At 70.3% G+C, this 25,350-nt stretch carries 20 protein-coding genes; 4 read left to right on the top strand and 16 right to left on the bottom strand.

Features of this window, described 5'->3' with window-relative positions; all coding sequences use genetic code 11:
• The first annotated feature begins 163 nt into the window (after positions 1-163).
• Complete coding sequence (locus HD557_RS12435) at positions 164-1,063, top strand: DnaJ domain-containing protein (protein ID WP_196874092.1); 900 nt, start codon at positions 164-166, stop codon at positions 1,061-1,063.
• Positions 1,064-1,070: 7 nt separating this feature from the next.
• Here the strand turns inward: HD557_RS12435 and HD557_RS12430 are convergent, their stop codons facing one another.
• A complete protein-coding gene (locus tag HD557_RS12430; RefSeq protein WP_196874091.1) occupies positions 1,071-1,631 on the bottom strand; it encodes a 2'-5' RNA ligase family protein in 561 nt (186 codons plus the stop codon).
• 46 nt (positions 1,632-1,677) lie between these two features.
• Between HD557_RS12430 and HD557_RS12425 the strand changes: the two genes are divergently transcribed.
• On the top strand, positions 1,678-2,313 hold the full coding sequence (locus tag HD557_RS12425) for a class I SAM-dependent methyltransferase (protein WP_307785610.1): 636 nt from the start codon (positions 1,678-1,680) through the stop codon (positions 2,311-2,313).
• Here HD557_RS12425 and HD557_RS12420 read toward each other — a convergent pair.
• The 3 genes from HD557_RS12420 to HD557_RS12410 are packed head-to-tail and all read right to left on the bottom strand — an operon-like array spanning position 2,290 to position 5,449.
• Entirely contained in the window at positions 2,290-3,396 is a 1,107-nt protein-coding gene (locus tag HD557_RS12420) for a prenyltransferase (RefSeq protein ID WP_008360026.1), read from the bottom strand. The two genes, HD557_RS12425 and HD557_RS12420, sit on opposite strands and share 24 nt — an antisense overlap.
• 7 nt (positions 3,397-3,403) lie before the next feature.
• Positions 3,404-4,171 carry a class I SAM-dependent methyltransferase gene (locus tag HD557_RS12415; protein WP_196874090.1) on the bottom strand — a complete coding sequence of 256 codons (768 nt, stop codon included), beginning with the start codon at positions 4,169-4,171 and terminating at the stop codon, positions 3,404-3,406.
• A 3-nt stretch (positions 4,172-4,174) separates the two neighbouring features.
• Positions 4,175-5,449: a glycosyltransferase family 4 protein gene (locus HD557_RS12410; RefSeq protein ID WP_196874089.1), complete on the bottom strand. Its 1,275-nt coding sequence runs from the start codon at positions 5,447-5,449 to the stop codon at positions 4,175-4,177.
• Between the two features lie 129 nt (positions 5,450-5,578).
• Here HD557_RS12410 and HD557_RS12405 point away from each other — a divergent pair, with 129 nt between their 5' ends.
• Positions 5,579-6,196, top strand: a complete 618-nt coding sequence (locus HD557_RS12405; RefSeq protein WP_008360030.1) for a DUF1707 domain-containing protein — start codon at positions 5,579-5,581, stop codon at positions 6,194-6,196.
• A gap of 7 nt (positions 6,197-6,203) precedes the next feature.
• Here HD557_RS12405 and HD557_RS12400 read toward each other — a convergent pair whose 3' ends face one another.
• From HD557_RS12400 to HD557_RS12385, 4 genes are all read right to left on the bottom strand, one after another.
• Positions 6,204-8,195, bottom strand: a complete 1,992-nt coding sequence (locus HD557_RS12400; protein ID WP_196874088.1) for a phosphocholine-specific phospholipase C — start codon at positions 8,193-8,195, stop codon at positions 6,204-6,206.
• Between the two features lie 48 nt (positions 8,196-8,243).
• On the bottom strand, positions 8,244-9,812 hold the full coding sequence (locus tag HD557_RS12395; protein WP_307785606.1) for an ArnT family glycosyltransferase: 1,569 nt from the start codon (positions 9,810-9,812) through the stop codon (positions 8,244-8,246).
• A 65-nt stretch (positions 9,813-9,877) separates the two neighbouring features.
• Complete coding sequence (locus HD557_RS12390; protein WP_307785605.1) at positions 9,878-11,176, bottom strand: MFS transporter; 1,299 nt, start codon at positions 11,174-11,176, stop codon at positions 9,878-9,880.
• A 9-nt stretch (positions 11,177-11,185) separates the two neighbouring features.
• The gene (locus tag HD557_RS12385) at positions 11,186-12,835 is read right to left on the bottom strand and encodes an ArnT family glycosyltransferase (protein ID WP_196874087.1); all 1,650 of its coding nucleotides are present in this window, start codon (positions 12,833-12,835) and stop codon (positions 11,186-11,188) included.
• A gap of 147 nt (positions 12,836-12,982) precedes the next feature.
• Between HD557_RS12385 and HD557_RS12380 the strand changes: the two genes are divergently transcribed.
• Complete coding sequence (locus tag HD557_RS12380; RefSeq protein WP_231380267.1) at positions 12,983-14,179, top strand: macrolide family glycosyltransferase; 1,197 nt, start codon at positions 12,983-12,985, stop codon at positions 14,177-14,179.
• A gap of 204 nt (positions 14,180-14,383) precedes the next feature.
• On the opposite strand, the gene uvrB is transcribed toward HD557_RS12380, so the two are convergent.
• The 8 genes from uvrB to HD557_RS12340 all read right to left on the bottom strand — a co-directional run bounded on the left by uvrB (position 14,384) and on the right by HD557_RS12340 (position 25,318).
• Positions 14,384-16,510: an excinuclease ABC subunit UvrB gene (gene uvrB / locus HD557_RS12375; protein WP_008360043.1), complete on the bottom strand. Its 2,127-nt coding sequence runs from the start codon at positions 16,508-16,510 to the stop codon at positions 14,384-14,386.
• 65 nt (positions 16,511-16,575) lie between these two features.
• Positions 16,576-17,004: a hypothetical protein gene (locus tag HD557_RS12370; protein WP_196874085.1), complete on the bottom strand. Its 429-nt coding sequence runs from the start codon at positions 17,002-17,004 to the stop codon at positions 16,576-16,578.
• Between the two features lie 66 nt (positions 17,005-17,070).
• Positions 17,071-18,681, bottom strand: a complete 1,611-nt coding sequence (locus HD557_RS12365) for a phospholipid carrier-dependent glycosyltransferase (protein WP_196874084.1) — start codon at positions 18,679-18,681, stop codon at positions 17,071-17,073.
• Positions 18,682-18,783: 102 nt separating this feature from the next.
• Positions 18,784-19,953, bottom strand: coding sequence for a sulfotransferase family protein (locus HD557_RS12360; protein ID WP_008360046.1), 1,170 nt, complete (start codon positions 19,951-19,953; stop codon positions 18,784-18,786).
• Positions 19,946-20,740, bottom strand: a complete 795-nt coding sequence (locus tag HD557_RS12355; RefSeq protein ID WP_008360049.1) for an SDR family oxidoreductase — start codon at positions 20,738-20,740, stop codon at positions 19,946-19,948. Before HD557_RS12355 ends, HD557_RS12360 begins: the two co-directional genes overlap by 8 nt.
• 70 nt (positions 20,741-20,810) lie before the next feature.
• Positions 20,811-23,219: a serine/threonine-protein kinase gene (locus HD557_RS12350; protein WP_196874083.1), complete on the bottom strand. Its 2,409-nt coding sequence runs from the start codon at positions 23,217-23,219 to the stop codon at positions 20,811-20,813.
• A 45-nt stretch (positions 23,220-23,264) separates the two neighbouring features.
• Entirely contained in the window at positions 23,265-24,437 is a 1,173-nt protein-coding gene (locus HD557_RS12345) for a hypothetical protein (protein WP_196874082.1), read from the bottom strand.
• Complete coding sequence (locus tag HD557_RS12340) at positions 24,434-25,318, bottom strand: TIGR03619 family F420-dependent LLM class oxidoreductase (RefSeq protein WP_008360056.1); 885 nt, start codon at positions 25,316-25,318, stop codon at positions 24,434-24,436. Before HD557_RS12340 ends, HD557_RS12345 begins: the two co-directional genes overlap by 4 nt.
• Positions 25,319-25,350: the final 32 nt, after the last annotated feature.

Raw genomic sequence — 25,350 nt, 5'->3', positions numbered from 1 at the left:
GGCCGCCCACCTGGGCGGCCCTCGGTCAATTTCCCGTGGCGAAACCAGCATCTCGCCGCTACTGCTCTAGGATTTCACTGCTCTGGGATTTGTGAGGCACCGGGTGAGGAAGAGCCCGGGGGTCGAGGCCGACAACCGAAGGACTGTGCGTGGGGGGCGTTGAGTGAGCGGGAAGTTCATCGACGCCTATTCCGTGCTCCAGGTCGCCCCGGACGCGGACGATGCGGCGGTGCGGGCACGCCACCGGGAGCTCGCGAAGCAGTTCCATCCCGACCGTGGCGGCCGGGCTGCCGACGGCGAGCTGATGATGCGGATCAACCGGGCGCGCGACGTACTGCTCGACCCGGTCGCCCGTGCGACGCTCGACGAGGAGCTCGCCCGGCGCCGCCGGACGGCCGCTCCCCCTGGTCCTGCTGCGCCCACGCCGTCCGCGGCGTCCACGGCGTCCACGCCTGAGTCGGCTCCTTCCGCTCCGCCGCTCAGCCGTGACCGCCGCTGGCGAGCAGAGTGGGGCAGCAGCACGCCTCGCCCCGCCCCGGCCGCCGGCAGCGCCTCGGGCACGGTGCCACCCCCACCGGCCCGGGTGCGCCCCTCGGTCAGCCGACTGCGCCAGGCCACCCGGCAGGCTCGTGCGGCGAACCCCGCGCTGTCGGCGCGCCAGCGCCCCGCACCGCCCACGCCACCGCCTGCGGCACCTGAGACGCCCCGGCCACAGCCCACCATCCAGGCGACGGCACCCAGCCCCCAGGCTCCGAATCCTCAGCCGGCCAACCCGCAGCCGGTGACGCCGACGCCGCCTCCGGCCGCGGCGACCAGGAAGCCGACCAACGCCTGGTCGCTCTACGCGGTGCCGCTCGACGGCGTCTCGGTCGCCTCGTTGATCGCGAGCGTGCTGATGTGCGGCCCGCTCGGGTTCATCCTCGGCATCATCGGCCTGTACCGCACGGCCGACGACAAGCGTCGCGGCCGCTGGGCCGCGATCGCCGGCATCGCCATCAGCAGCCTGACCATCCTGGTCGCGATCGGCTACGTGATGCAGGCGATGTCCGCACCCGCACCCTGACGAGCGGTCACAGCGCCGGCGGCCCGCCGAGCGACCATTCGGCGATCACACGACAGCCGTGGTTCGCGTACCACTGCAGGCTGATCCGGTCCGCGCGACACCGCGCCGGCAGGAGCGGCGCCAGGGACGTACGCGTCGAGTCGAGATCCACTCCCCCGGCGACGTGGTCGACCGTGAGGTGCGGCACCGGCTCGAAGAGCCCCGCATAGGGCGGACACTGCGGGAACGCCGCGCTCAGCTCAGCGGTCAACGCGGCGAACGGCTCCGCGGGCTCGGGGTGCAGATAGATCGTGCCCCCGGCGAAGAGGCGTACGTCCTCGAGAACGAAATCGAACGCCGGCGCCGCGGCCGCGATCTTCTCGACCAGATCCAGATCGTCGCTCGTGGGCGAGGCGAGGAACGGCGCGAGCAGCGTGATGTGCGCGTGGACGAACGCCGGGTCGGTCGAGACGAACGAGTCGTCGTAGTGGCGCGTGCGCTCCAGGACGTACGTCTCCAGCGCAGGCACCGGGATGACCAGCACCGAGTGCCCGGCCGATCCCGTCGCGGCCTCCTCGATGTTCGTCATGCACCGGATTGTCACCGACGAGCGACGGCTCGGCTAGGGTGCCCGGGTGTCTACGCCTGAGATGCCCGCGGAACTGCTCAAGCACGCCCTCGACGCCACGGGGTTCATGCCTCCCGAGGAGGGCATCGCGCTGTTCGAGTACGCCGTGGAGCGGCTGCCCCACGGCCCGGCGGTCGAGATCGGGACCTACTGCGGCAAGTCGTCGGTCTATCTCGGCGCCGCGGCGAAGCTGACCGGCGGCACGGTGTTCACCGTCGACCACCACCACGGCAGCGAGGAGAACCAGGCGGGATGGGAGCACCACGACACCAGCCTGGTCGACCCGACCACCGGGCGGCTGGACACGCTGCCGACCTTCCGGCGCACGATCGAGCAGGCCGGTCTCGAGAACGAGGTGGTCGCGGTGATCGGCGCCTCGACGACGGTGAGCCGGTGGTGGACCACGCCGGTCTCGTTCCTCTTCATCGACGGCGGCCACGGCGTGGAGCCCGCGCAGCTGGACTACCGCGGCTGGGCGCCGAAGGTCATGCCCGGCGGCCTGCTCCTGGTCCACGATGTCTTCCCCGACCCGGCCGACGGTGGCCGGCCGCCGTACGAGGAGATCTACCTCCCCGCGCTCGCCTCGAAGCAGTTCGAGGAGATCGACGCGGTCGGATCGCTACGCGTGCTGCGACGCCTCTGACGTCTCGCAGCCACACTCCAGCGCCAGCTCCTCAAACCGCGCGGCGAGGGAGGTGCCGCGCATGATCCCGGAGCCTGCGGTGGAGCCGCCGTAGCGCTCCCCCAGCGCGTCCGCGGCCAGGATGACCGCGGCGGCGGTGAAGGTGGAGTGCTCCTCGGGCCAGAAGGCGTTGGGGTTCGGGTTGGGGTAGTCGGGCGACTCGTAGACCCACCCGGTCCAGTAGCCGCCGTCGTCGGCGCGCATGTGCTGCATGTCCTTGAACAGGCCCAGCGCCCGACGGTGGTCGCCGAGGTTGTCGAGCGCCATCACCAGCTCGCAGGTCTCCGCTCCGGTGACCCACGGGTTGGTGTCGACGCAGAGGGCGCCGAGTCCGGGGCGTACGAAGTGGTCCCAGCGCGACTCGATCAGGTCGTGACCCGCGGCGCCGACGACGGCACCGCCGAGGACCGGGTAGTACCAGTCCATCGAGTGGTGCGACTTGTCCTCGAACGAGTCGCGGTGGTGGCGCAGCGCGTGACCGAGCCGGCCGCCGACGAGCTCCCACTCCGGCTGCGGGTCGTCCATCAGGTCGGCCAGCGCGACGCCGGCGCGCAGCGACTGGTAGATCGAGGACGAGCCGGTGAGCAGGGCGAACGGGTCGCGCGGCGTCCAGGCGATCCCGCCGAAGGGCAGCTGCAGCCCGACGACGAAGTCCAGCCCGGCGCGTACGGAGGGCCACAGCCGCTCCACGAACGCCCGGTCACGCCGGATCAGCCAGTGGTGCCAGAGCCCGACGGCGAAGTAGGCGGACATGTTGGACTCGCCGATCGTCTCCACCGGAGCCCCGGAGACGATCTTCATCGGCCAGGAGCCGTCGGCGTTCTGCAGCGACGGGATCCAGTCGTACGCAGCCTCGGCCTCCTCCACCAGACCACCGACGAGCAGGCCCATGGCCGCCTCGACGTGGTTCCAGATGTCGGTGTGCTGGCCGGGCACCCACGGGATCGCGCCCGACGGCTCCTGGGCGCGGGCGATCGACCCGGCCGTGGCAGCGATCTGGGCAGGGGTCAGCACCCCGTCGACGTACGGGATCTCGACTCGCATCCGAGAATCAGCCGGCCGAGTTCGGGTCCGAGGCGATGGGGCCCGGCTTGCGGAAGTAGAGGACCATGCTCTTGCCGATCACCGGGTCGAGGACCTTGCCGGCGAGCCGCAGCGGGAGCGGGTTCTTCATGATCTCCCAGACCAGGAGCTGGTGATAGGCCTTCACCAGGACGTGCTTGTCGTTGTCGACGCCGACGGCCGACTTGAGCCACCAGTAGGGCGCGTGCAGACCGTGGGCGTAGGACTTGCCCTCGAAGATCATCGCGTCACCCGGTGTGCCGTCGTTGGGGCGGCCGGCCTTGGTGACCTTGTCGATGAGCTCGTGGTCGGTGTAGATACGGATGTGACCGCCGGTGGTGTTGTGGTAGTCCGCGGAGAGCTTCCAGTTGACGACCTCGGGCAGCCAGCGCGGCACCGAGATCGCGAGGGTGCCACCGGGGCGGAGCACCCGGACGAGCTCCTTGATGGCGTCGACGTCGTGGTGGATGTGCTCGAGCACCTCGGCCGCGACGATCCGGTCGAACTCACCGTCGGCGAACGGCAGCGACAGCGCGTCGCCCTCCTTGACCTCCGCGTTGGCGCCCGCGGGGGCCTCGTCGCGCATCGCGAAGAACCACTCCGAGACCTTGGCGAGCTCCTCGGCGTCCTGGTCGAACGCGATCACGTCGGCGCCGCGGCGGTACATCTCGAAGGCGTGCCGGCCACCGCCGGCACCCATGTCGAGCACGCGCTCTCCGGCCTTCAGGCCAAGGCGGTCGAAGTCAACGGTGAGCACGGCTCACTTCCTTCCGTTTCGTTGGTCGAGCTTGTCGAGACCGAACTCGTCGATGGACTGCTGATAGAGGGCCGTCATCCGCTCGGCGACGGCGTGCCAGGAGAAGTGCTCCTCGACCCGGGCACGGCCGGCGGCCGAGTAGCGGGCCCGGCGCTCGGGGTCGTCGAGCAGCGCCGCGATGGCCTGCTCGAGCTCCTCGGTGTCGCCCGGGGTGACCAGCTTCGCGCACAGGTCGTCGGGGCCGACGACCTCCGGGATCGCACCGGCACGAGAGACGACGAGCGGGGTGCCGCACGCCATCAGCTCGGCGGTCGGCAGCGAGAAGCCCTCATAGAGCGAGGGCACGCAGGCGATCTCCGCGGAGCCCATCAGCTCCACGAGCTCGGCGTCGGAGATGCCGTTGACGAAACGTACGTGGTCCTTGATCGCCAGCTTCTCGATGAGCTGCTCGGTCGGCCCGTCCTTCTTGGGCTTGGAGACCAGGACCAGCTCCAGGTCGCGTTCGGTACGCAGCTTGGCGAAGGCCTCGAGCAGGAACGCGATGCCCTTCAGCGGGGCGTCGGCGCTGGCCATGGCCAGGATCCGGCCCTGGACGCGGGGCCCGGTCGGCGGGACGAACTCCTCCGGCACACCGAGGTGCACGGTCTGCACGCGGTCCGTGGGGACGCCGAAGTCGGTGAGGATGTCGCGCTTGGAGTTGTCCGAGGGCGTGATCACGTGCCGCAGCTGGGAGGCGACCTTCGCCTGCATCTTCACGAACGAGTACCAGCGCCAGACCCCGAACTTCTTCTTCCAGCCCTCCGCACTCTCCAGCTCGATGCGCCGGTCGAACGAGATCGGGTGGTGGATCGTGGTCACCAGTGGCAGACCGAGGTCGGGCTCGACGCGCAGCAGCGGAAAGGCGAGCGTCTGGTTGTCGTGGACGATGTCGAAGTCGTCCGTGCGCTCCTTCAGGACCTTGAGGACGCGCTTCGCGAAGGTCAGCGGCTCCGGGAAGGCACCCGTGCGCATCCGCGCCCACTCCTCGACATCGACCAGGTCGCGGATCTCGGAGAGCCTCGGGTTGCCGAACGGGTCGGGCTCCTCGTAGAGCCCCAGGCTCGGCACCTTGGTGAGGGTGACACCCTCCCCCTCGAGGTCGAGCTCGGGATAGGGCTGACCGGAGAAGACCTCGACGGTGTGCCCCAGCTTGGCGAGCTCCCGGCTCAGATGGCGGATATAGACGCCTTGACCGCCGACGTGCGGCTTGCTGCGATACGACAGCAGAGCGATCCGCATCCGCCACCTCCCTCGAAACTAGGCAGAGCAAAACTAGAACGTGTTCTATACTAGCAGGTAGCCAGCGCCAGTCACTCTAATGCAGCCGCTTCAACAGACGGTGCCGGGCTGTGCGTCTAGGCTGGTGCCGTGGAGGGTTTCTGGACCCGGTTCCGCCTCGACCCGAGGCAGGCCGACAACGCACACATGCGCGCCTCCGATGCCGATCGGGAGGTCGTACGCACCGTGCTGACCGACGCGTTCGCCGACGGCCGGCTGACCCGCGAGGAGCACGACGAGAGGGTCGGCACCCTGCTCGAGGCCCGTACGCTCGGCGAGCTGCCCGCGCTCGTCGACGATCTCGTGGTCGTCTCGCCGGTTCCGGCGGAGGCCGCGGCCAGCCTGCCCGAGGCGCTCAGCTTCCGTGAGCAGGGGGCGGCTGCCTACCGCAAGGAGTTCCAGGAGGCGATCGCCACCTTCCTGATGGTCAGCCTCATCACCTGGGGCATCTGGCTGTTCACCACCGCCCCCGACGGGCACCCCTGGCCGCTCTACCCGATGCTCTTCCTGGTCGTGAACCTGGTCGGCACCGGCGTACGCCGCGAGGCGATCGTGCAGCGTGAGGTGCACCGCCTCGAGAAGAAGGCCGCCAAGAAGGCGGCGAAGAAGCCATCGCAGGACGAGATCGAGGCAGCCCCCGAGACGGCTGCCCCGATCCTCGACCCGCCGGGTCAGTCCGAGAAGGACCGGCCCGGCGATCCCTCCTGAGCCGCCGCTAGGCGCCCAGCTGCGGGTCGCTCACGGAGGGACGTCCGTTCTCCAGGTGCCCGGCGAACCCGCGGGACCAGGTCGTGCCCGGGATCGTCAGGGTCAGGTCGTACCAACCGCCGGTGGCGCGCGTGTCCACGTGGCGCGAGCGGATCCTGCCGGCGTACGCGCTGGTGATGTCGGCCTTCCCGGGCGCGGTCACGGTGAGTCGCTGGGAGCGGCCCTCGCGCCGCAGCCCGGCGGCGGTGGCGGGGTCGGAGCCCGCGGTGCCGGCGTAGGAGCGGAAGAAGCCGTTGGGGCCGTGCAGATGGATCTCGTAATCGCCGCTGACCGGCCACCGCACGGAGAGGCTGTCGCCCGCGCCGACGGTGTAGCTGTGCGGCGCGCCCTCCGGAGCCAGGAGCCGGGCCTGGAAGTGCGCACCGACACTGCCGGTGTTGCGGATCTCGACGGCGATCGCGCCGGCGGCGACGGTCTCGACGACCTCGAGCTGGTAGGGCGTCGGGCGAGCCGGGCGGGAGCCGCGCTCCTGGATGGGCATCGTCCCGTTCGCCGGCGCCTCCGGGGCGTAGTCCGGGTGGCGCTCGCGGTCGGCGGGCTCCCATCCGCTCGTGTCGGGCAGCGTGGGCGGCTCGGCGGTGCGGGAGAAGTCGAAGGCGGAGGTCAGGTCACCGCACACGGCGCGGCGCCAGGGCGTGATGTTGGGTTCGGCGACACCGAAGCGCTTCTCCATGAAGCGCAGGATCGAGGTGTGGTCGAAGGTCTCCGAGGAGACCCAGCCGCCGACGCTCCACGGGGAGACGACGAACATCGGCACCCGCGGCCCGAGGCCGTAGTGACCGTCGCCGTGGGAGCCGGTGTAGAGCTCGTGCTCGGTCGAGACGGTCGACTCCCCCGGCACCAGCGGGCTGTTGATGTGCGGCGGGACCAGGTGGTCGAAGAAGCCGTCGTTCTCGTCGTAGGTGATGAACAGCGCGGTCTTCGACCACACCTCGGGGTTCGAGGTGAGCGCGTCGAGGACCTTGGAGATGTACCAGGCGCCGTAGTTGGTCGGCCAGTTCGAGTGCTCGGAGAAGGCCTCCGGCGCCGCGATCCAGCTGATCGAGGGCAGGGTGCCGGCCTCGACGTCGGCGCGCAGGATCTCGAAGTAGTCCTGCCCGTCGACCGCGCGGGTGCCCCTGCGGGCCTTCTCGAAGAGCGGGTCGCCGGGCTGGGCGTCCTGGAACTTGTTGAAGTAGAGCAGCGAGTTGTCGCCGTAGTTGCCGATGTAGGCGTCGACCTTCTCCCAGCCCCACCAGTTGTCGCCCTCGGCGTTGAGGCCGTTGCCCTCGTCCTGGTAGACCTTCCAGCTCACCCCGGCGGCCTCGAGCCGCTCCGCGTAGGTGGTCCAGTCGTAGCCGGCCTCGTCGTTGTAGAGCACCGGCCCGCCGCCCTTGCCGTCGTTGCCGGTCCAGCCCGTCAGCATGTAGTAGCGGTTGGGGTCGGTGTTGCCGATGAACGAGCAGTAGTAGGCGTCGCACACCGTGAACGCGTCGGCCAGCGCGAAGTGGAAGGCCGCGTCCTGTCGTTCGAGGTAGGCCATCGTGGTCGTGCCCTTGGCCGGCACCCACTGGTCGTAGCGACCACGGTTGAGCGCCTGCTGACCGTCGGTCCAGCCGTGCGGCAGGCCTTCGAGGAAGGCGGCGCCGAGGTCGTCGACCTCTGGGTGGAACGGGAGCAGCTCGCCGTCGCCGTTCGGCTGGTGCCACACCGGCTTGCCCGAGGGCAGGATCGCCGGGTGCGGGTCGCCGAAGCCGCGGACGCCGCGCAGCGTGCCCAGGTAGTGCTCGAAGCTGCGGTTCTCCTGCATCAGGACGACCACGTGCTCGATGTCGCGGATCGTGCCGGTCCGACGGGCCGCGGGGATGGAGGCGGCGCGCGCGATGCTCTGGTCGAGCATGGTCAGCGCGGTCGCGCCGCCGGCGAGTCCGAGAAACCTACGACGATCGATGTCAACCACAGGAGCTCCTTCAGGTGGGGGTGGGGGCCACCATGGCGGCTCAGATGTTCACCGCGGCGACAGGTGACTGGTCGCCAGGTGACCGGCGGGCGAAGAGTTCGCCTCCGCCCGCGCGGTCAGGCCGAAGACCTCCGGCCGCAGCCGGCGCCGCAGCTGCGCGGTGACGTACGCGGCGGCGAGGAACATCACCAGGTCGGCCGCGATCAGGGCGAAGAGCCAGGAGGCATCCGCCGGTCCGTCGATCCGCTGCTGGATGTGCAGGTGGGCGACCATCGCGGAGACGACGAACGCGACGGCGGCGTAGAGCGTGATGCGCAGGTCGACCCTCTCCTCGTCGTCGCCCCGGACCCAGCGGCGGCCGACGCGCAGGAGGGCGAGCGAGGTCAGCGCCGCGATCACCGGCAGGAACGGCACCGCGTAGCGAGCGTGGATCCAGCCGCCGCCGGCGTGGAAGGAGGCCAGGTTGACGATGATGATGACGCAGTAGATGCCCATCAGCGCGCGCACGGCCAGCTCCAGCCGGCGCTCCAGGAGCGTCGGCTCCGGTCCGGGGATGACGACTCGACGCATCACCCCGTCCGGCCGTGGCCGGGCCTTCGCGTTGACGTCGAGCACCATGCCGGTGACGGTGACGGCCAGCGTCGCCGCGGCGGCCACGATCCAGATCTTCGGGATCACGTCGTCGGCCCACAGCGAGCCGTAGAGGTGCAGGTAGAGCTCCGGGTTGACCAGCTGGAAGAGCGTGTCGCCGTGGGTCTGCCGGGAGAACTTCTCGAAGAGCGCCGCGGAGGCGGTCGCGTCGCCGTAGAGCATGATGTTGCGTACGTAGAACCAGCCGATCACGACCACCGGCGCCAGTCCGATCCGGACCGCGAGCAGCACACCGCGGCGGAACGTACGCATCGTCGGGTCGCGCAGCCACAGCGCGGCGAGCACGCAGCCACCGAGCACGAGCACCGCCACCAGGCCGGTCGAGCGGAAGCTGGCCGCGGCGACGCCGGCGACGGTCGCCCAGACCAGCCGGTCGCGGGTGACGCCCTCGCGGATCATCCGGAAGCCGAGCAGCAGCGTCATCGAGGCGGCGACCATGCCCCAGCCGTCGTTGTAGATCGCGCCGCCGTCATAGGTCACCGCGCCGCAGCCGAGTACCATCGCCGCGGCGAGCACCGGGACCACCCGGCGCCTGGGCACCAGCTCACGAGCCAGCAGCCCGACCAGGATGATGCTCAGCGCGTAGCCGAGCGCGTTGAGCAGCCGCATGCCCAGGAGCGTGACCCCGACGTTGCCGACGGCGTCGCCGAGCCAGACCAACGGCAGGCTCATCACGTAGAACAGCGGCGGGTGGTTGGCGACCCAGATGTCACGGCGCGGCTCGTCGAGCCCGAAGAGCGCCTCGGCGAACTGCGGATAGCGCACCGGGTCCGCCGGGGTGTTCGTGTCGATCGTCGGCAGGACACCCTGGGACAGGACGATGGCGTACGCCGCGTGCTGCTTCTCGTCGGCCTTCAGCAGCGGCGGCATCCCGATCGCGTACTGCGCACTCATCGCGAAGCCGAGCACCCCCAGCAGGAGCAGGCAAACGGTCACCTGGGACAGCGAGCGCGGAGGCGTGGGCACCTCGACAAGCTAGTGCGCCTCGGTGCCGTCCAGGTGACGTCCGGGCGAACGGCGTCGATCGCTTTTCAGTCGGCGACCATCGAGGAGCCGGCGGCGACCTGCTCCCGGGTCGTACGCCGCCGCACGTCGCGCCGGTGACGCCAGATCTGCACCACGCCGAGGCCCCAGAACAGGTACTGCACCGACATCGCCCAGCGGAACGCCTCCGGCGTGTAGGAGGTCGAGTCGCCCGCGGTGCGCCAGTCGAGGATCCAGCCGACCAGCACGATCACGAGCAGCGCGGCGACGAAGCCACCCTGGTTGATGATGCCGCTGGCGCTCGCCATCCGGGCTGGCGGGTTGCTGGTGCGGCCGACGTCGAAGCCGATCATGGAGGCGGGTCCGCCGAAGCCGACGACGCACATCAGGAGCAGCAGGACCGGCAGCGGCGCCTCGCCCGGCCAGGCGAGCACGAGGGTCCACACGGATGCGATCACCGCGATCATCGTCAGTGCCAGGGTCGAGCGGTGCCAGGGATGGCGGCCGGCGAGGATGCCCATCACCGGGCCCGCGGCCAGGGCGGCGACGACGGTGACGGAGAGCAGGGTGCCGGCGAGGGTGTCGGAGAGCCCCTCGGAGGTCACCAGGAACGGGAAGCCCCACAGCAGCCCCATCAGGTGGGAGCTGAACGGGGTGGAGAAGTGGATCCAGAAGCCCAGGCGGGTGCCCGGCTGGTACCAGGACGCCCTCAGGCTCCGGAAGACCTCGCGCGGCTTGAGCGCGATGCCGCGGCGGTGCCGGGCGCCCGGGCCGTCGTGGACGAAGAGGAACAGCAGCACCAGCAGGACCGGGCCGATGAGCGCGGCGGTCAGGTAGGCGCGGGTCCAGCCGAGGTGGCCGAGCGCCCAGGTCATCGGGACCGCGGCGGCGATCGCGCCGATCTGGCCGATCGTGCCGGTCAGCTGGCTGACCAGCGGCACCTTGCGGGTCGGGAACCACGACGGCACCAGCCGCAGCACGCAGATGAACGTCATCGCGTCGCCCATCCCCACGAACGTACGTGCCAGCAACGCCAGCGGGTAGGAGTCGGCGAACGCGAAGCCGGCCTGCGCCACCGCCAGGATCACGGCGCCGGCGGAGAGGACCGTACGCGACCCGTACCTGTCGACCAGCAGCCCGACCGGCACCTGCATCAAGGCGTAGACCAACAGCTGGAGCATCGTGAAGACGGCCAGCTGGCTGGCGCCGATCCCGAAGCGCTCGGTGGCCACCAGCCCGGCGACCGCGAGGCTGCTGCGATGGAAGACCGCCAAGCCGTAGACCGCTACGCCGATGCCCCACACGAGCCATGAGCGTGCGGATGACTGGGGATCTTCGTGGCTCACATAGGGATGCTACGGGGTCTTCGGGGTCGCCGAGCTCCCGGTGCTGGCCCGTGGACGGCTGGCAGCGACCTCGGTCACAGCCCCTGTCGTCACGGGCGCGGCGAGGGTGCGGGCAGCGTCGAAGGTGCCCGGTCGCATCCGCCGTCGCAGCTCGGTGGCCACGTACGCGGCGACGGCGAACATCACCAGATCGGCCGTCACCAGGGCGACCAGCGCGAAGGTGCTGCTGACCGGCCCGTCGACGTACTGCTCGGTGTCGAGGTGGCAGACCAGGCCTACGACCATGAAGGCCAGCGAGACACCCAGGCCGATGCGCAGGTCGCGGGCCTCGTCGGGCGCGGTCGCTCCGGAGGTCGGACCCGTCGGGATGGATCGGAGCGGGAAGACGCGACCCAGGCGCAGCGCGGCGAGCCCGGCGCCGGCGGCGAGGAACGGCAGGAACGGCACCGCGTAGCGGGCGTGGATCCAGCCACCACCGGCGATGAACCCGGCGACGTTGACCAGGATCAGCAGGCAGTAGCCACCCAGAAGCGCCCAGATCGCCAGGTCCTGGCGGTGCTGCATCGTGCTCTGCGGAGCGAGCTGGATGCGCTGCAGGACCCCGGTGCGGCGCGGGTTGGCCTTCGCGGCGGCGTCGAGCACCAGGCCGACCAACGTGAGGGTGAGCACGATGACCGCCGCCTGGCTCCAGGTGTTGGCGATGTTGCCGTCGGTCCACAAGCTGCCGAGGAGATGGCCGTAGAACTCGGGGTTGACCAGCTGGAACAGCGTGGTGCCGTTGGGCTCGCGCCCGAACTTCTCGAAGAGCGAGCTCGAGGCCGTCGGGTCGCCGTAGATCTGGATGTTGCGCACGTAGAACCAGCCGAACACGACCACCGGCGCCATCCCGATGCACGCCGCGATCCCGACCGCGCGCCAGAAAGTACCCCGCAGGAACGTACGCAGCGACGGCTCCCGCAGCCACATGGCCACCAGCACGCAGAGACCGAGGAAGAAGACCGCGACCAGGCCGGTCGAGCGGAGGCCGGCGGCCGCCACGCCCACCGCTGCCGCGGCGACCAGGCGTTCGCGGGTCACCCCCTGGCGGATCATCCGGAAGCCGAGGAAGAGCGTCAGGAACGCCGCGGCCGAGGACCAGCCGTCGTTGTAGATCCCGCCGCCCAGGAACGTCATCGCGCCGCAGCCGATGCACATCGCCGAGGCGATCACCGGGACCGCCGGGCGCCTGGGCACGAGCTCGCGCGCCAGCAGGCCGACCATGATCGTGGTCAGGGCGAAGCCGAGCGCGTTGAGCAGCCGCATCCCGAGCAGCGTCAGCCCCGGCGAGCCGACCGCGTCGCCGAGCCACACCAGCGGCAGGCTCATCACGTAGAACAGCGGCGGGTGGTTGGCGACCCAGATGTCACGGTGGGCCTCGTCGGCCCCGAAGAGGCTCTCGGCCAGCTGCGGGTAGCGCACCGGGTCGTCGGGGATGTCGGTGTCGATCGTCGGGAGCGTCCCCTGGGAGAGCGCCACCGCGTACGCCGCATGGGCCCGCTCGTCGGCCTTGAACAGGGCCGGCATCGCGATCGCCACCTGGGCGCTCATCGCGAAGCCGAGCACACCCAGCAGCAGGACGCAGATCGTGGATTGGGACGCGGAGACCCGGGGAACGGACACATCTACGACCGTAACGCGCAAAACTGACGAGACACGCGGCCCACGGCTCACGTGCGGTGAACAGACCGCGACGGGCAGGTGAGCGAAGGTCGACGCGAATACTCGGTCGCTTCGGCCGTCGCCGGGCCGATAGCGTCCAGCGATGTCATGACTATTCCACCGCGCCACATCGCCATGGTCGCCTCTCCCGCGATCAGCCACGTCCTCCCGAGCCTCGAGCTGATCAAGGAGCTGGTCGCGCGCGGCCATCGGGTCACGTACGCCACCCACGAGTCGATGTCCGACGCGATCAAGCCGACCGGGGCCGAGCTGGTCCCGATGCCGACGGTGCTGCCCGTCGAGGACCGGCAGTGGCCCGAGGACCCGGTCGCCGGGATGGGCATCTTCCTCGATGACGCGATGCTCGTGCTGCCGCATCTGCACGCGTTCTACGACACCGAGCCGGCCGACCTCTACCTCTACGACATCGGCGGCTACGCCGCCCGGGCGCTCGCCGAGAAGCAGCAGCGCCCGTTCGTGCAGCTCTCGCCGACGTTCGTGGCCTGGGACGGGTACGCCGAGGAGGTCGGCGCACAGGTGCGCCAGCTGCCGGGCTACGACGACTACCTCGACCGGTTCTCGGCATGGCTCGAGGAAGCCGGGGCGACCACCCTGGATCTGGACACGTTCGCCGGGGCGCCGAAGCGCGCGCTCGCGCTCATCCCCCGGGCGATGCAGCCGAACGCGGACAAGGTCGATGAGAACGTGGTCACCTTCGTGGGGCCGTGCTTCGCGCTCGAATCGGACGAGACCTGGACCCGCCCCGCCGGCGCCGAACACGTCCTGCTGGTCTCCCTCGGCTCGGCCTACACCGGCGACGCTTCCTTCTTCCGCGCCTGCATCGAGGCGTACGCAGCCCTCCCCGGCTGGCACGTCGTGATGTCGATCGGCACCACGCTCGACCCCGCCGAGCTCGGCGAGCTCCCCGGCAACGTGGAGGTCCACCGCTGGCTGCCGCAGCGCGCCGTTCTCGCAGCGGCGGACGCGTTCGTCACCCACGCCGGGATGGGCGGGAGCAGCGAGGGCCTGATGGCGGGCGTGCCGATGATCACGGTGCCGCAGGCCGTCGACCAGTTCATGAACGCCGACCGGCTGGTCGAGCTGGGGGTCGCCCGTCGGATCGACGCCGAGGACGTCTCGGCGGCTGCGCTGCGTACGGCTCTGCTCGAGCTGCTCGAGGACCCCGACCGGGTCGCCCGGTCTGCTCAGCTGCGCGCCGACGCGATCGCTGAGGGCGGCACCCACCGGGCTGCTGACCTGATCGAGGGCATGCTCCACCGCTGGTCGAGCCGCCGGAGCCGCTAGGCGGAGGCGTGTCGAGACCAACACAGTTCACGTCGGCGCTCGATAGGACTGTGTTGGTTTCGACACGCTCGCTGGCGCTCGCGGCTCGACCAGCAGGGAAGCCTCTTTACTTAGTGGCTTGGCACTCGCTTCGCTCGCGCCTTGCTCCCGCGCTCCTCGGGAGACCGCTTTCGACCTCGTTCCTCGGTCGAGCGGTCTCCCTCCTCACTTGGTCGCCTCCATCATCTGCCTGAGCTCCTTCTTGAGCTCGGAGATCTCGTCACGCAGCCGGGCGGCGACCTCGAACTGGAGCTCGGCGGCGGCGCCCTTCATCTGGTCGGTGAGGTCGCCGATGAGCTGGGCCAGGTCGGAGGAAGGGAGGCCGACGAGGCCGCGCTCGCGGGCCTCGCGGGCGGCGTCGCCGAGCATCGGGGTGGGCGCCTTGGCGGACGTCTTGCCCGCGCGGCCCTTGGCCTCAGTGCCGGCCCAGGTGTTGAGCAGCTCCTGGGTGGACTCGTCCTCGCGGGCGAGCATGTCGGTGATGTCGGCGATCTTCTTGCGCAGCGGCTGCGGGTCGATGCCGTTGGCCTCGTTGTAGGCCATCTGGATCGCGCGCCGGCGGTTGGTCTCCTCGATCGCCGACTCCATCGAGGGGGTGATCTTGTCGGCGTACATGTGCACCTGACCGGAGACGTTTCGGGCCGCTCGGCCGATCGTCTGGATCAGCGACTTGTCCGAGCGCAGGAAGCCCTCCTTGTCGGCGTCGAGGATCGAGACCAGCGACACCTCCGGGAGGTCGAGACCCTCACGGAGCAGGTTGATGCCGACCAGGACGTCGTACTCGCCCAGCCGCAGGTCGCGGAGGAGCTCGATCCGCTTGAGGGTGTCGACCTCGGAGTGGAGATACCTGGTCCGGATCCCGGCGTCGAGCAGGTAGTCGGTGAGGTCCTCGGACATCTTCTTGGTGAGCGTGGTGACCAGGACGCGCTCGTTCTTCGCGACCCGGTCGTTGATCTCGCCGATCAGATCGTCGATCTGGCCCTTGGTCGGCTTGATGATCACCTCGGGGTCGATCAGCCCGGTCGGCCGGATGATCTGCTCGACGGTGTCGCCACCGACCTTGTCGAGCTCGTAGTCGCCCGGAGTCGCGGAGAGGTAGATGGTCTGGCCGATCCGCTCCAGGAACTCCTCCCACTTCAGCGGCCGGTTGTCCTGGGCGCTGGGCAGCCGGAAGCCGTGCTCGACCAGGTTGCGCTTGCGGGACATGTCGCCCTCGTACATCCCGCCGACCTGCGGGACCGCGACGTGGGACTCGTCGACGACGAGGACGAAGTCCTCCGGGAAGTAGTCGAGCAGACAGTTGGGCGCCGAGCCACGCTCACGGCCGTCGATGTGCATCGAGTAGTTCTCGATCCCGGAGCACGATCCGACCTGGCGCATCATTTCGATGTCGTAGGTCGTACGCATCCGCAGCCGCTGCGCCTCGAGCATCTTGCCCTGCTTCTCGAAGGTGCTCAGCTGCTGGTCGAGCTCGGCCTCGATGCCGTTGATCGCGCGCTCCATGCGCTCGGGACCGGCGACGTAGTGGGTCGCCGGGAAGACGTAGAGCTCCTGGTCCTCGGTGAGCACTTCGCCGGTGACCGCGTGCAGCGTCATCAGTCGCTCGATCTCGTCACCGAAGAACTCGATCCGGACGGCGTGCTCCTCGTAGACCGGGAAGATCTCCAGGGTGTCGCCGCGCACCCGGAAGGTGCCGCGGGTGAAGGAGAGGTCGTTGCGCGTGTATTGGATCTCCACCAGACGCCGCAGGATCGAGTCGCGGTCGTGCTCCTCCCCCACCCGCAGCCGGATCATCCGGTCGACGTACTCCTGCGGGGTGCCAAGGCCGTAGATGCACGACACGGTGCTCACCACGATCACGTCGCGCCTGGTCAGCAGGGAGTTGGTGGCGGAGTGGCGCAGCCGCTCGACCTCCTCGTTGATCGAGGAGTCCTTCTCGATGTAGGTGTCGGTCTGAGGGACGTACGCCTCCGGCTGGTAGTAGTCGTAGTAGGAGACGAAGTATTCGACCGCGTTGTCCGGGAACAGCTGGCGCAGCTCGTTGGCGAACTGCGCCGCGAGGGTCTTGTTGGGCTGCAGCACCAGCATCGGACGCTGCAGCTGCTCGGCGGTCCAGGCCACCGTCGCCGTCTTACCGGTTCCTGTGGCACCGAGGAGGACGACGTCCTTGACGCCGTCCTGGATCCGCTTGGTGATCTCCGCGATCGCTGCCGGTTGGTCGCCCGAGGGCTGGTAGTCGGAGACCACCTTGAACGGGGCGACACGACGCTCGAGATCGGTGACAGGACGCATGACGTCCAGGCTACTCGGGACCACCGACAGTCTTGGTGCCCTCGACATCCACGCCAACGCTCGGACTAGTCCCGCCGACGAAGCACCATGCCCACCGCCACCGTCCGAGCCAGCCCCACGATCGGCCCGAACGGCAACGCGAAGCCCCACCAGTAGGCGAGCTCGAACGGGAGCAGGGCGATCGAGAGCCACCCGCCGAGGCGCGGACGCGTCCACAGCAGAGCGCCGACCACGGCCTCGGCCAGGCACACCGCGGTGAACCCGGCCAGCAGCAGCACGGTCGTCGGGATACCGACGTCGACGAACGGGCCGTCGCCGTACGTCGGGAAGCCCATGAACATCCACACCTCGCCGTCGTGGGTCGCGAAGTGGTAGGTGCCATAGGCGGCCGGGATGCCGAAGCCGACGCTGAGCAGACCGGACAGCACCGCGGCGATCCTGCTCCAGACCGTCGATGCCGTGCGGTGGGAGCTCGGGATGGCGTGGGTGATCATGCAGTCACCCAACCGCGCCCCGCGCCCCGGAGAGCGAGTAGTGCGCTACCTGTCTCGGGCGCGGCGCTAGAGAGGAGCCCGCAGGGTCCCCTCCACATCGGCGAAGCCCGGGCCGGAGAACCCACGAAGCGGCTCGACACCCACGCCGCCGTCCGCACGTGGCCGCCAGACGAGCGGGAGTGCCACCGCGGCGAGTGCGCAGAGTCCGCCGGCGACAAGGACGGCGTACGGCACCAGCCGGAGCTCCGGGAGCATGACATCCGCGCCCACGCGGATCTGCGTGCGCACCGAGACGGCGAAGGTGGCGGCGGCCATCCCCAGCAGGAACGCGGAGACGATCGCGGCGGCGATCTCCTCGCGCCGGCGGACCTCGCCCCACGGGACCGCGTCGACGATGGCCAGGAGGCCGACCGAGAGCACGATGGCCACCAGCGGCATGATCGTCATCAGGTAGCGCTCGTGCGGATTGCCGCCTCCGGAGCGGAACTGGGCGAGGTTGACGATGATCACGAACGCGTGCGCGATCAGCACGAGCAGACCCACGGTCGCCACCGACGGGGTCCGGGGCGCGCCGACGACGAGGCCGTGCTCCCGGCCGTGGTCGCGCAGCCGCGCCACGACACCGAGCGCCAGCCCGAGCAGCGCGACGAGCGTGATCGTGTCGATGACCCAGTGCAGACCGGTGCCGCGCAGCGGGAGGGGCACCCACAGGTGGTCGTACCAGCCGTGCCAGAACCGTGGCGCGGTCATCACCTCGAACCAGGTGTCCACCTGCACCCGCTGGTAGCGCTCCAGGAGCGCAGAGCTCGCGGTCGGGTCGCCGTAGAGCACGATGTTGCGTACGTAGAACCAGCCGATCGCCAGGCCCGGCACCCCGGTCGCGATCGCGGTCAGCCAGGTCGCCCGGAGGAAGCCCTTCCAGGTGCGGTCGCGGAGCAGCAGCGTCACCCCGAGCGCGGCACCGCACATGATCACGGTGATCACGCCGGGCGCCTTCGTCGCGGCGGCCAGCGTGCCGGCGACCGCCATCACGATCATCCGGTTCCGCGTCACGCCGAGCCGCAGGATGCGCAGGGTCGCGAGCACGGTCAGCGACGAGGCCGCCACCGCGACGCTGTCGTTCATGATGAACCCCGCCGCGACCGCCAGCACCGCGGGCGAGGCGGTGATCGCCGTGGCGAGCATCGCCGCCGCAGGACGCCGAGGGGTGACCTCGAAGGCGATCAGACCGACCAGGAACACCAACGCCCCGTACGCCAGCGCGCTCATCACCCGCATCCCGGTGATCAGCACCTGCGGATTGTCGAGCGCGTCGGCGAGAGCGACCCACGGCACCCCGAGGAGGTAGTAGAGCGGCGGATGGTTGGCGGTCCAGATCATCCGGTGCCGGTCCAATTCCTCCCGGTTCGCGCCTCGGGCGATCTGCGGGAAGCGGTCCCGGTCGAGCGCCACCGGCGAGTCGATCGTGGGCAGGTCGCCGGCGTGCAGGGAGATGGCGTACGAGGCGTTCGGTCCCTCGTCACGTGCGTGGTAGGACAGCGCGTGCGTGGTGGCGAAGTAGAGGCTCATCGAGGCGGCGAACGCGGCCAGCAGGGCCAGTACGGCGACGAGCCGGGCCGAGGGCCTGGCAGGCGCGTCCGTCGACTCGGAGGCCAGGACAGCAGTGGCGTGACTCATCGCACGACTCCCGTGAGTTGGGCAGCTTCATGAGCCCGCACGCGCTGAGCTCGCGCCGAACGGTAGAGCACATCCGGTCCGCCACGGCGAGCGCTCGCCGGATCAGGAGGTGAACGCCTGGCGAACCTCGTCCTCCGTCAACCCGTAGTCGGCCAGGCTGTAGTCGTGCCTGGGCCGCGCGCTCCCGCTCCGGGACTCGGCGTCGATGCGGGAGACCTCGGCCCGGGCGGCGTCGCTCCACGGGATGTCGAAGTGGCTGTAGATGCCCTCGACCGTGCCGACCGGGTCCTGCACGAACCCGCGGTAGTCGACGTCGAGGAACTGCGCCTGGTCATAGCGCCGACGGGCCTCCCCGAACGAGCGCCACGAGCGGGAGAGCATCTCGAGCTGGGTCGCCCCGATGGTCTCCCCCACGAACGTGGTCGACATCCCCGCGGTCGCCTCCGCGGACAGCGAGCAGCCGGAGGCGACCGAGACGACCGGGTCCCGGTGGGTGACGACGACGAGCGCGTCGGGGTAGACCTCCATCAGCGCGTCGAGCGCGACCAGGTGCGAGGGGTTCTTGAGCACCCACCGCTTGTCGGTGTCGTTGAGCCCGATGAGCTGCAGGCTCCGGCGGTGGAGCTCGTACGCGTCGCGCCAGTGCTGCTTCGCCAGCCAGGCGGAGTAGCGCGGGACGTTGGCCAGCGACTCGAACGAGATCGACTTGCCGCTCTGCCGCAGCACCCGCCAGCACTCCTCGACGCTGGTGGCGTCCATGTAGTGGATCCCCATGAACTCGGGGTTGGTGACATGGTGCTGCCGGTAGGCGTTCTGCAGCGCGTCGAAGACCGGGTCGTCCTCCCAGGTCTCCCGCGGCGGCCGCGGCTGGGGGAACTCGGTCAGCCAGGTCTCGAGGCCCTGGTGGGCGGGGTCGGCGGCCAGGAGCCGGTGCAGGGCGGTGGTGCCGGTGCGGACGAGCCCGGTGACGAAGATCGGCCGCTCGATGCGTACGTCCTGGTGCTGGGGGAACTCCGCGAGCCGGGCCTGCGTCATCAGCCGGCCGACGAGGGCGGACTTCACCTGGGCGCGGTGGAAGTAGTTGCCGACCGGGGTCAGACCGGCCTCGGGCGAGGCGAGGTCCTCGACGAGCAGCCGCAGCCCCTCCTCGTGGTCGGTCCCGCCGAAGTCGCTCAGCCCGGTGGTGCGGGTGGCGGCGGCGCAGATGTCCTCGTACGTCCCGACGTCCGCCCGCTCGCGCGGTGCGGTCTCGTTCGGGCGCGTCTCAGTCATGGAACTCCCCGCAGTCGACGTTGAGCACGGTTCCGGTGACCGCGGAGGCCAGGTCGCTGCCCAGGAACAGCGCTGCGCGGGCGACCTCCTCGGGGGTGGCGAGCCGCTTCAGGTCGGTGGGGGCGGCCTTCTCGGCGTACACCTCCTCGTGGGTGCGTCCCGACTCCGAGGCCATCCAGTCGAAGTAGGCCTTGTTGACGTCCTCGTAGATGTAGGAGGGCGCGACGGAGTTGACCCGGATGCCGCGCGGGCCGAGCTCGGTGGCCAGCGACGAGGCGAGGTGTGCGAGGGCTCCCTTGGAGAGCTTGTAGCCCGCGAACTCCGGCTGGCTCTGGTAGAGCACCGCCGAGTTGATCATCACGATCGCGCCGCCGGGCTTGTCGGGGGTGGCCGCGAGCGCGTCGGCGAAGAGCGCCGAGAGCCGCAGCGGGGCGTACACGTTGGACTCCTGGGCCAGCCGGAGCGCGTCCAGCGGGATCTGGGTCAGCGGGTCCATCGGCGGGATGCCGAAGGCGTTGTTGAGGAGCACGTCGACACGGCCGAACTCCTCCAGCGCGGCGTCGACCAGGTGTCGGCGGGCGTCCTCGTCGGTGATGTCAGTCGGCACCACCAGGGCACGCCGTCCGTGCTCCTCGATGACGCCGGCCATCTTCTGCAGCCGCTTCTCGGTGCGGCTGGCGAGCACGAGGTCGGCGCCCATCAGCGCGGCCTGCTCGCCGAGCGAGCGTCCGAGGCCGGGGCCGACCCCCGAGAGCACGACGACCTTGCCATCCAGGAGTCCAGTCATGGCGCCTAGAGTAGAACGTGTTTCAGTTCTTGAAAAGGCACAGCCTGGAAGGGGTTCGGCGCGGAAGGGGTCAGGCCGGGAAGCTGAACCTCGCCACCTCGTCGACCCATTCGGCGTACGCCCCGATCTCCTGCGGCACCTGCTGCCCGCGGACGAGGTCGGCGTGGGCACGGAGCACCCGGGACCAGTCGGCGCACGGCCCGCAGGTCGCCCGCCCGCACTCGGCGGTGTGCTCCCGCGCCACCTTCTCCAGCAGCGTGCGGAACGTGCCGCTGTCCTCGCCCGCGGCGAGCGCCTCGACGACGGCCCCGAGCACCTGGGCTGCCTGGGCCGGGGCGCCGACCAGGATCGCCATCAGGATCCCGAGGGCGTGGTGACCGGCCGGGCCGGCGCTCACCTTCGCCGGCGCCGTACGCGCGAGCCGATAGACCGCGAGCAGCTTCCGGGCGCCTCCGGGCGTCGCGCAGAAGCGCGCCAGCTCGCTCGTGAACAGCGCTTCGCCGGGCGTCATCTCGAAGCTCGCGACCGCACTCTGGCGGCCGGACCGGTCACCGGCGCCCGTGGCCAGCGCGGAGGGCCACGACGGCACCGCCTGGCGCATCAGCGACCGCATGAACCGCACCGCGGGGTCGCCCGCGAACGCGCGCAGCGCGAACGGCACGTCGAAGACCCGGGAGAGGTACGCAGCAGGCTCCGCCACCCGGCCCTCGAGCGATCGCCGCAGCATCTGCGCATCCACGGCCGCGACGACCGCGACCTCCTCCTGGCCGCCGAGCTCGTCGACGGCCCGCAGCACGCCGGCCGTCGTGGCGGGGTCGCACCGGTCCAGGTCGTCGACGTAGACGATCGTCCGGACAGCCACGGCGCCCGCCAGCGCGCCGGCCGGCGGGCCCGGCGGCGGTCCGGGCGGCGCCGCCCGCAGCGCGGCCTCGTAGGCCGCGACCTCCCGGTCCATCGCCGCGAGGGCCATGCTGGTGGTCATCGGCTGCTGCGTCCGGCGCTTGCCGCGTTGCGTCTCCTCCTCGGGCAGCCCCGCCAGGGCGGCCCGCAGCTCGGCCGTCCGCCGTTGCGCGGCCTGGTGCTTGGCCACCAGCGGCGGCGGCTGGGTCCTGCCCACGCTCCGCACCCGGTCGATCACCCGGCTCGCCACATCGCCGTCGGCGTACTGCCGGGCGTCGATGCGTACGTGTCTCGTGCGGACGGCGTAGCTGTCGTCGTGCTCGGTGAGCCACTCGATGCGCTCCTGGACCTTCCGCAGGAACGTCGACCTGCCGCTCCCGGGCAGCCCCTGGACGGCCACCGAGATCGGCAGCTGGGTGTGCGCGGAGACGAGGAGGCGGGCGACCCGGTCGACGTCGACCCGATGGCCCAGGACGTCCTCGGACTGCTCGGGCGCGGTGTCGATCACGGGACCGGTGACGATCGGCACCTCGGCGGTGTCTCCCGCCGCGGCCGCCTCCGACTCCGACTGCACCGGCGGGGGAACCGGGTCCGGCGCGAACTCGACCTCTGGGGCCTCGGAGATCTCGGGCGCCCGAGGAACGTCGGGAACGTCGGGTGCGTCCACACTCTCGGGAGCGTCGACGATCGAGGCCCGCCCCGGCAGCTCCTCCCCGGGCTCGGGCATCTCGGCGAGCGGCGTGACCGGCAGACCGAGCTCCTCCTCGACCGCCTGGAGGGCCTTGGCGAAGTCGGCGGCGCTCCAGTGCCGCCCGGCGCGGCGCTTGAACATCGCCTTGCGCAGCGCCTCCTCGAACGACGCCGGGACGTCGTCGCGGTCGATGGCCGTCGGGTCGGACCCCCGGATCCGCTCCGCCAGCGCCCCGGGAGCACCGGAACCGTCCGGCCCCTCGAACGGCGTACGTCCCACCAGCAGCGTGTAGCAGGTCGCGGCCAGGCTCCAGATGTCCGCCCAGGCGCTCGGCTCGGGTGGCTCGGCAAGCATCTCCGGCGCCATCCACGGCAGCGAGGGCGACTCGGCGCCGCCGGGACGCCCGGCCGAGGAGAGGCTTCCGAAGCCGACCAGCTGCGGCTCGCCGCCGCTGGTCAGCAGGATGTTCCCCGGCTTCACGTCGCCGTGCAGGATGCCGTGGCGGGCCGCGACGTCGAGCGCTCCGGCGACCTTGATCGTGAGGCTGAGCGCCTCGGCGACGGGGAGCCGCTCGCTCCGTCTGCGCGCCTCCAGGTCGCCGCCGGCGCGGTGGTCCATCACGACGAAGCAGCGGTCGTCGTCACTGACCCCGACGGCGTGCAGCGGCAGCACGTGCGGGTGCGCGGCGAGCTCGGCGACCTCCTTGGTCTCCCGGGCGAGCGCGTCTTGGATCTCCGCGCTGAGCCGGTCGTTCCAGACCTTCACGGCGACGTCGACCTTCTCCTGCTGCCACTCGTAGAGGAAGAGCTCCGAGGAGTCGCCCGCGCCGATCAGCGCGCGATGCCGGAAACCCGGGATCGTCGGTGGCTCGTGGTGGGGGCTGGCCATGGGCGGCAAGCATAGGCGTCCGACGCCTTCGCGTCGCGCCCTACCTCAGCTGAGCATCCGGCGCGCAACCGCCCGCTGACGTGCGGTGATCCTCTCCGCATACCCCCCAGGGTTCAGGGTCTCGGTGTGCGGGAGCAGGTCACGTACGTCCCCGAGGCTCACCTTGTGAACTACCGGACCGTCGGCAGCGGTGAGGTCGCGCTCGAGCCGCTGCCAGCGGAGCATCACCGAGCCGGTGCGGTGGCCGGTGGTCTCGAGCCAGTTGGCGATCGGCTTGCCGTCCAAGGGTGGGCGCTCGGAGATCACGAAGCGCATCACGCCGTCGGGATCGGTGATCGCCTGGGCCTTGGTGAGGCTGGTCTGGTGCGTCTCGTAGTCGGTCGAAGCGTACCAGTCGGACCCGATCTGGAACCCCTGGTACGAACAGTCGTCGCACCGGGGCACCTCGACCACGAGCGCCTCGTCCTCGGCCAGCTCGTAGTGGCCGATCGAGGAGAACTGCGACTCCAGCCCGCCGGGCGTGCGCGCCGGGACGGTGAGGGTGTTGACCGGCTCCTTGTACTGGAAGAACTGGGGGAAGGCGAACCAGGTCTGGATCGAGCCGGTCAGCGATCGCGCCGCGACCTCGTACTTCTTCCGGAGCAGCTCCTGGGTGAGCGGGCGGCGCGGCCGACCGAGGGTGTCGGGACGCTCGATGGTGATGGTGCCGCGGGTCTCGGTGTCCCAGTCGTTGAAGACCTCGCGCACGATCAGGGTCTTCGCGCCCGGTTCGGCGGTGTAGGTGAACTCGAAGGACCCGTCGTCGTCGAGCTGGAGCTTGCGGTCGTCGAAGGCCATCAGGCTGGTCGCGGCGGCATCCGCGGTGTAGGCGCCACCCATCACCTGGAAGGAGAGGTCGGCGCTCGTCCCACGGCGGCCGCGGACGACGTACTCGACGCCTTCTCGCAGGTAGGCGTTGAGGTAGATGGCGTCGGGGTTGTCCAGGCCCTGCTTGGAGAACTGGTGGGTCGGATTCACGAAGAGCGGCTGCTCGAGGTCGTAGTCGAACGCCGTCTGCATCGCCATCCGGATCCGTCCGGAGAGGTACTCATAGCCCTCGAGCCGGTCGGCCTCGGTCCGGATGAAGGGCGCGTTCGCGATCAGCTCCTCCGCCTCCGCGATCGCCCGCTGGAGCGGCTCGGTCAGGCCGTACGCCGCGCTGGGCTCCGGCGAGGTCATCCGTTCGCCTTCGCGATGATGTTCTCCGCGTACCACTCCAGGTGCTTGATCTTCTTCTCCAGCGGCTCCGGGTCGGCGCCCTTCACGTAGGGATCGCGGAAGCCGACGATGCAGTCGGTCACGCCCTTGTCCTCGAGCCGCTTGATCCCGTCGAGGTCGTACGCGTCGTAGCTGATCACGTGGACCTCGAAGTCGTCCCGGGTGTCACCCTCCTCGCGCCGGATCTCGGCGAGGCGCACCAGCAGGCGGTCGAGCTCCTCGCCGTCGCCACCGGCGTGCATCCAGCCGTCGCCCTTGAGGACCGCCCGGCGCAGCGCGGCGTCGGCGTGGCCACCGACGAGGAGCGGGATCTTCTCGGTCGGCGCGGGACGCTGCTGGAGCGGCGCGAACTCGTAGAACTCGCCGTCGTAGCCGAAGAAGTCACCGCTCGGGTCGGTGAGGCCTCGCAGGATGTCCATGCACTCGTCCATCCGCTTCCCGCGCCGCTTCCAGTCGACGCCGAGGGCGGCGAAGTCCTCCGGCCACGGGGACAGGCCGACGCCGAGGCCGAGCCGGTTGCCGGAGAGGAAGGCGAGGCTCGAGGCCTGCTTGGCGGCCAGCACGGGCGGGCGGACCGGCAGCTTCACCACGAACGGCGTCAGGCGTAGCGTCTCGGTGACCGCGAAGAGGTGGGCGCACAGGATGAACGCCTCGATGAACTCCTTGCCCTGCAGGAACTCCCGGTCGCCGGTGTCGGTGTAGGGATAGGTGGAGTCGGACTCCTCGGGATAGATCAGGCTGTCGGCCACGGTCATGCTCGTGTAGCCGGCGGCCTCCGCCGCCTGAGCCAGCGGTGCGTAGTAGTCGGCCTGCGTCATTGCCTCGGCATAGGTGAAGCGCATGGGCCAACACTAGAACGTGTTCTAAGTTTCTG

It is taken from the genome of Nocardioides luteus (assembly GCF_015752315.1).
Classification (GTDB): Bacteria; Actinomycetota; Actinomycetes; order Propionibacteriales; family Nocardioidaceae; genus Nocardioides.
This window is presented reverse-complemented; position numbering and strand designations above follow the sequence as displayed.

Excerpts from the sequence above, each read along its gene's own strand:
- HD557_RS12355 (WP_008360049.1), bottom strand. The coding sequence starts at position 20,740 with ATGACTGGACTCCTGGATGGCAAGGTCGTCGTGCTCTCGGGGGTCGGC.
- HD557_RS12430 (WP_196874091.1), bottom strand. The coding sequence starts at position 1,631 with ATGACGAACATCGAGGAGGCCGCGACGGGATCGGCCGGGCACTCGGTG.
- HD557_RS12370 (WP_196874085.1), bottom strand. The coding sequence starts at position 17,004 with ATGATCACCCACGCCATCCCGAGCTCCCACCGCACGGCATCGACGGTC.
- HD557_RS12380 (WP_231380267.1), top strand. The coding sequence starts at position 12,983 with ATGACTATTCCACCGCGCCACATCGCCATGGTCGCCTCTCCCGCGATC.
- HD557_RS12340 (WP_008360056.1), bottom strand. The coding sequence starts at position 25,318 with ATGCGCTTCACCTATGCCGAGGCAATGACGCAGGCCGACTACTACGCA.
- HD557_RS12365 (WP_196874084.1), bottom strand. The coding sequence starts at position 18,681 with ATGAGTCACGCCACTGCTGTCCTGGCCTCCGAGTCGACGGACGCGCCT.
- HD557_RS12410 (WP_196874089.1), bottom strand. The coding sequence starts at position 5,449 with ATGCGGATCGCTCTGCTGTCGTATCGCAGCAAGCCGCACGTCGGCGGT.
- HD557_RS12360 (WP_008360046.1), bottom strand. The coding sequence starts at position 19,953 with ATGACTGAGACGCGCCCGAACGAGACCGCACCGCGCGAGCGGGCGGAC.
- HD557_RS12350 (WP_196874083.1), bottom strand. The coding sequence starts at position 23,219 with ATGGCCAGCCCCCACCACGAGCCACCGACGATCCCGGGTTTCCGGCAT.
- uvrB (WP_008360043.1), bottom strand. The coding sequence starts at position 16,510 with ATGCGTCCTGTCACCGATCTCGAGCGTCGTGTCGCCCCGTTCAAGGTG.
- HD557_RS12345 (WP_196874082.1), bottom strand. The coding sequence starts at position 24,437 with ATGACCTCGCCGGAGCCCAGCGCGGCGTACGGCCTGACCGAGCCGCTC.
- HD557_RS12420 (WP_008360026.1), bottom strand. The coding sequence starts at position 3,396 with ATGCGAGTCGAGATCCCGTACGTCGACGGGGTGCTGACCCCTGCCCAG.